We start from the raw sequence: 5806 nt of genomic DNA on the forward strand, positions 1-5806 counted from the left end.
GCCGGCTGCGTTTCATGACTCCCCGCCCCATACCCATCTTTGCCATCTATTAGGCATTCCGTATGAAATGGTATATCAGGTGATTTTCGGGCAGGTCTTCGCTCAAGTCCGGCCGCGTCTGGCCTGAGCGCGCCGGGACAGCGCGTCGGCCGCCACGGCGGCCAGCAGCACCCCACCGGTGATCATGAACTGCACGGCGTCCTGCACCCCCAGCAGCCCCATGCCCGAGGCGATCGACTGGATGACCACCACACCGAGCAGCACCGACCAGGGCGAGCCCCGCCCGCCGAACAGGCTCGTCCCGCCGATGACGGCCGCAGCGATCGCGTTGATCAGCAGCATCCCCGAACCGGCGGCACGCGCCGTCGTGGGGCTCGCCGAGGTCAGCCCCGACGCCACGAACAGCCCGCCGATCGCGGCCAGCGTCCCCGACACCATGAACATCGCGATCCGCACCCGCTCCACCCCGATGCCGGCCCGCCGCGCCGCCTCGACCCCGCCGCCGAGCGCGTACACCCGCCGCCCGTAGCGGGTGCGGCGCAGCACGTAGTCCGAGACGACCAGGACCACCAGGAAGATCAGCAGCGCGAGCGGCAGCCCCTGGAACCGGTTGAGGGTGTGCGCCCCGGCGAAGGCGACCACCGCGAGGAGACCGGTACGCAACCAGATCTCGCCCCCGGGCCGGTAGGGCATCCCGGTCGCACGGTGGCGGCTGCGCCGGCGGCGGGCGGCCAGGAAGTACCCGCCCGTGCCCAGCGCCGCGACCGCGTACGCCGCCAGGTCGTTGCCGAAGTGCCGGCTGGTCAGGGAGGCGACCAGGCCCTCCTCGTCGATGTTGATCGTGCCGCTCGCCCCCAGCAGGTAGAGCGTCAGACCGTTCCAGATCAGCAGCCCGGCCAGCGTCACCACGAACGCGGGCACGCCGAGCCAGGCGTGGAAGAACCCGTGGAAGGCGCCCACGGCCGTGCCCGCGGCCACCGCCACGATCACCGCCAGCCACTCCGGTGCCCCCTGCTTCACGTTCAGTACGGCGAACGCCGCCCCCGCCAGGCCGCTGACCGAGCCGACCGACAGATCGATCTCCTTGATCAGCAGCACGAACACGATGCCGACGGCGACCAGTCCGGTCCCGACGATGTCCACGCTGAGGTTGGACAGGTTGCGCGGCGAGAGGAACTTGTCGTCCAGCCCCTGGAAGACGATCCAGATCACGATCAGCCCGGCGATGACCAGGAGCGGCCCGCGCTCGCCGTCGCGCACACCGCTGCGGATGTCCCGGGCGTACTCCCGCACGCTGTTCTGCCAGCCGCCGGTGGCGCGTCGCTCGCGGCCGGTGGTGACCGGCCCGGCAGGCCCGCCGCCTTTGTGCGGCCCGCCGCGGCTCACGGCCACGCCCCCTCGTCGCCCTTCGAGCGATGGGCCACGGCGTTGTCCGCCGCCCCGGTGACGGAGGAGATGATCTGCTCCTGAGTCACGGTGCTCACGTCGAACAGACCGTTGTTGCGGCCCAGCCGCAGCACCGCGACCCGGTCCGCGACGGCCTTGATGTCGCCCATGTTGTGACTGATGAGGATGATCGCCATCCCGCGGTCGCGCACCTCCTCGATCAAATCGAGCAGATGGCTGGTCTGCTCGACACCCAGGGCGGCGGTGGGCTCGTCGAGCAGCAGCACCTTGGGCGCGCCCATCAGCGAGCGGGAGATCGCCACGGCCTGCCGCTGCCCGGCCGACAGCACGGCGACCGGCATCCGCACGTCGGGGATGCGGATCGACAGGGCACGCATCAGATCGCGGGCCCGGCGCTCCATCTCGACCTCGTCGAGGACGCCCACCCGGTCGATCTCGCGGCCGAGGAAGAGATTGCCGACCACGTCCAGGTTGTCGCACATGGCGAGGTCCTGGAAGACGGTCGCGATGCCCAGGGCGTGGGCGTCGTGCGGGCGTTTGATCTGCACCAGGCGCCCCTCCCACTCGATGATGCCCCGGTCGGCGGGGCTGACCCCGGAGATCACCTTGACCAGCGTGGACTTGCCGGCTCCGTTGTCACCCGCCAGGGCCACGACCTCCCCGGCCCGGACCTGGAGGTCGACGTCCACGAGCGCCTGGACGCCGCCGAAGTGCTTGGTGATGCCGCGCAACGCCAGTACGGGGGGATGGGCCACGGGGACCACCTCGCTCACCGGGTGAGCCCGGCCCGGTCGCAGGCCGGGCGGAGCTTCGGGGTACAGATCTGCTCGAGCGTGTAGACGCCGTCCCGCACGAGCGTCCGGCCGATCGTCTCGCGCGTCACCGCGGTCGGGGTGAGCAGAACCGCCGGGACATCCTCGGTCGTGGGGCTGTCCACCGTCGTCGTGACCAGGGAGTCGATGGCGTTGCCGCGGGCCAGGGCGACGGCCATCGCGGCGGCCGCCTTGGTCTCCAGCCGGAACGGCTTGGAGACGGTCATGTACTGCTCGCCCTCGACGATGCGCTGCACGGCGTCCAGGTCGGCGTCCTGCCCGGTGACCGGGGGGAGGGGCGAGACACCGGCGCTCTTGAGGGCCGAGATGACACCGGCCGCGATCGAGTCGTTGGCCGCGAGTACTCCGTCGATCTGGCTCGGCCCGAGGTCGCTGATCGCGGCGGTCATGTGGTCGTGCGCGTTCTCCGTGCGCCATCCCAGGGTGTTGTACGACTTCAGGATCCGCACCTCGTCCTGGAGGACGGCCCGGGCTCCGCCCTCGTACCAGGCGGCGTTGGGGCTGGACGGGTCGCCGTTCATCATGACGACACCGCCACCGTCGGCCCTGGCACCCATGCCCTTCAGGAGCGCTCGGCCCTGGAGCCTGCCGACCTGGGCGCCGTCGAAACTGACGAAACCCGAGATCGGCCCCTCGGCGAGCCGGTCGTAGGCGACGACCGGGGTGCCCCCGCGCTGTGCCGCGCGGACCGAGGAGCGCAGGGCCTTGGGGTCGACGACGTCCAGGATCAGGGCCGAGACCCCCCGGGTGATCATGGAGGTCATCTGCTGCCGCTGGCTCGCCGCGTCGTTCTCGGCGTTGGCGTACACGACCGTGCAGTCGGGGCACAGCTCCTTCACCCGCTTCTCGATCAGCGGCTTGTCGGACTTCTCCCAGCGGGGCACGGCCCGGCTCGGCAGCAGCAGCCCGATGGTCAGCCCGCCCTCGTCCTCCCCGCCGCTGTCGGTACACCCGGCGAGGGACACGGCCAGGAGGACCGCAAGCAGTCCGGCGGCGCCACGCAGGCCGAGGCCACGCATCAGGGTCCTCCCTCGGGAGCCCGGGCCCGGAGTGGGGGTGAGCCCGGGGCCCCACCCCCGTCGGGGTGCGGGTGCTGGTTCCGCTCGCTGCGGTCGCGGGCGCCTTCGAGCCGGTCCTGGTCCTCTCCTTCCAGCCGGTCCCGGCTTGCGCCTTCGCCGCGGTCCGGGGTGTGTCGTTCGGCCCCGAGCGTGGGCCCGTCGTCGTTGCGGTCCGCTGACCCGTCACGGTCACCGTCACGGTCCTGGCCCTGCTCGCGGGCCTTGCGACGGTCCCGGTTCCAGCCCAGGCCCCAGGTCCGGTCGCGGCCCAGACCCCAGCCGCGGCCCGGCTTCCGCTCCTCCTCCGGCTCGGCTTCCGGTTCCTCGTCCGGTTCCTCGCCGGGCTCCGTCTCCCCTTCCGGGCGGGTGACGACGATCTCGCTCCACACCTGCTTGCCGCCGCCCACCGGTACCGAGCCCCAGGCCGCCGACACGGCCTCGACCAGGAAGAGCCCGCGGCCGCCCGTCGACTCCCAGTCCACGACCACCGGCTTGGCCGGCGCCCGCGGCGAGGAGTCGCCCACGGTCACCCGCAGCCGGTCCGCCGCCAGGGTCAGCTCCACCCGGACCGCGCCCTGTGTGTGCACCAGCGCGTTGGTGACCAGCTCCGACACCACCAGCAGCACGGTGTCGGCCTCGTCCGCGATGCTCCAGGAACGCAGCGTGCGCGCACTGAACCGGCGGGCGTGCATCACCGCGTCCGGCAGCCGCCACACCACCCAGCCCGCCCGCACCGGCCGTACCCGCATCCCGTCGTAGCGCAGCAGCAGCACCGCCACGTCGTCCTCACGGCGCCCGTCCTCGCCGAGCAGTTCGTCGGCCATCCTCCCCGGGTCGGCGGGATCGGCCGCGGCGAGCGCCTGGCGTACGAGCCGCATGCCCTCGTCCACCTGCAGATCCGCCGACTCGACCAGTCCGTCCGTCACCAGCGCGAGCACCGAGCCCGGGGCGAGTGCCAGTGCCGTCAGCGGGAACTCCGCGTCCGCGAGGACGCCCAGGGGGAGCCCGCCCTCGACAGCGATCTCCGCCGTGCTGCCGTCGGGATGCCGTACGAGCGGGGCCAGATGCCCGGCCCGTACGAACAGCGCGTTGCCCTCCTCCATGTCCAGCTCGACGTAGCCGCAGGTGGCGAACAGGTCCGTCTCCATGCCGACGAGCAGCCGGTTGGCGTGCGCGACGACCACGTCCGGCGGATGCCCCTCCACGGCGTAGGCCCGGACCGCCGTACGCATCTGGCCCATGATGGTCGCCGCCCCGGCGCTGTGCCCCTGCACGTCCCCGATGACCAGGGCCACCTTGCTCTCCGACAGCGCGATCACGTCGTACCAGTCGCCGCCCACCTGGAGCCCGCGCCGGGCGGGCAGATAGCGGGCGACCGCGGTGCCCCCGGGCAGCCGGGGGAGCCGGCGCGGCAGCAGGCTGCGCTGGAGCATCGTCGCGAGTTCCTGCTCGGCGTCGTAGGCGTGCGCGCGTTTCAGGGCCTGCCCGACGAGCCCCGCGGTCGCGGTCAGCAGGGCCCGCTCCTCGGGGGCGAACTCGTGCGAGGTGCCCCAGCCGATCAGGCACACCCCCGCCACCCCGCTCTTGGCCGGCAGCGGCAGCACTGCCAGCCCGCCGGGGCCGATTCCCGCGAGCCCCGGTTCCAGCACGGAACCCGCCGGCCACAGGCTCATCCGCCCGTCGCGCAGCGCCGCCTGGAGCGTGGGCAGGGCGGTGACCGGCGCGTCGGGCCACTCCGAGCGCCACTCGCGACGCCACAGCTCCGGCCAGGCACCGGCACCCGGCGGATCGAGCACGGTGACCGCCAGCCGGTCCTCCAGCAGTTCGGCGAGCGCCACCCGGTCGGCACCCAGCGGCTCGCGCAGCGCTGCGACCACCACACGGCTGACGTCCCGCACGGTCGTGGCGTCGTCGAGGGCGGCCGTCAGCCACTGGATCCGGGCGACGTCGCTGGCGCTGCGGCGCAGCACCGGCGCCGCGCTCACCACGCCCAGCACCCGCTCCGGGGCGCCGTCCGGCCCCTTCAGCACACGGCAGCTCAGCCGCAGCCAGCACAGTTCACCGGTCGGCCTGCGGATCCGGAACTCCAGCTCACGGCGGCCCGGGGTCTGGGCGGACGGCTCGATGACCGACATCAGCGCGGGGACGTCCTCCGGGACGCTGCAGGAGAGCAGGGTGTCGGTCTTGCCGTCGAAACCGCCCTCGGGGATGCCGACGAGTTCGAGCAGGGCCGGATCCGTCTCGACCAGCCCGGTTCCGGGCGACAGGGCGAAGGATCCGACCCCCATGGCGCGCAGGGCCGAATCCAGCAGCGGTGAGGGCGCCGACCGGTCGGCCTCGCCGCGCAGCCGCTCGGCGACGGCCTCGGCGTACCGCTCCAGGAACTCCCGCTGCTCGGCGGCGAACCCCTCCCCGGCCTCTCCCACCACCACGAGACACCCCAGCCACCCGCCCGCGGCCCCCAGCGCCAACGCGCCGAGCGGGGCGGTGGTGGCCGCGGCCTCCTCC

General features: G+C 73.0%; 4 protein-coding genes. All 4 read right to left on the bottom strand.

The annotated features are described in order from the left end of the window. Nucleotides 1-102 precede the first annotated feature (102 nt). Nucleotides 103-1386: a sugar ABC transporter permease gene (locus tag ABZ281_RS34380; RefSeq protein WP_356661924.1), complete on the bottom strand. Its 1284-nt coding sequence runs from the start codon at nt 1384-1386 to the stop codon at nt 103-105. Further along, nucleotides 1383-2162, bottom strand: coding sequence for an ATP-binding cassette domain-containing protein (locus ABZ281_RS34385; protein WP_356661926.1), 780 nt, complete (start codon nt 2160-2162; stop codon nt 1383-1385). The genes ABZ281_RS34380 and ABZ281_RS34385 overlap by 4 nt, the downstream gene beginning before the upstream one ends. 14 nt (nt 2163-2176) lie before the next feature. Continuing rightward, nucleotides 2177-3259 (bottom strand): substrate-binding domain-containing protein, encoded by a 1083-nt coding sequence (locus ABZ281_RS34390; protein ID WP_356661928.1) that lies wholly within the window; start codon nt 3257-3259, stop codon nt 2177-2179. Further along, a partial coding sequence (locus ABZ281_RS34395; RefSeq protein ID WP_356661930.1) for a SpoIIE family protein phosphatase occupies nt 3259-5806 on the bottom strand: 2548 nt, incomplete at its 5' end. The genes ABZ281_RS34395 and ABZ281_RS34390, both read right to left, overlap by 1 nt.

It is taken from the genome of Streptomyces sp. NPDC006265, from assembly GCF_040613555.1.
GTDB lineage: Bacteria > Actinomycetota > Actinomycetes > Streptomycetales > Streptomycetaceae > Streptomyces.

Excerpts from the sequence above, each read along its gene's own strand:
- ABZ281_RS34390 (WP_356661928.1), bottom strand. The coding sequence starts at position 3,259 with ATGCGTGGCCTCGGCCTGCGTGGCGCCGCCGGACTGCTTGCGGTCCTC.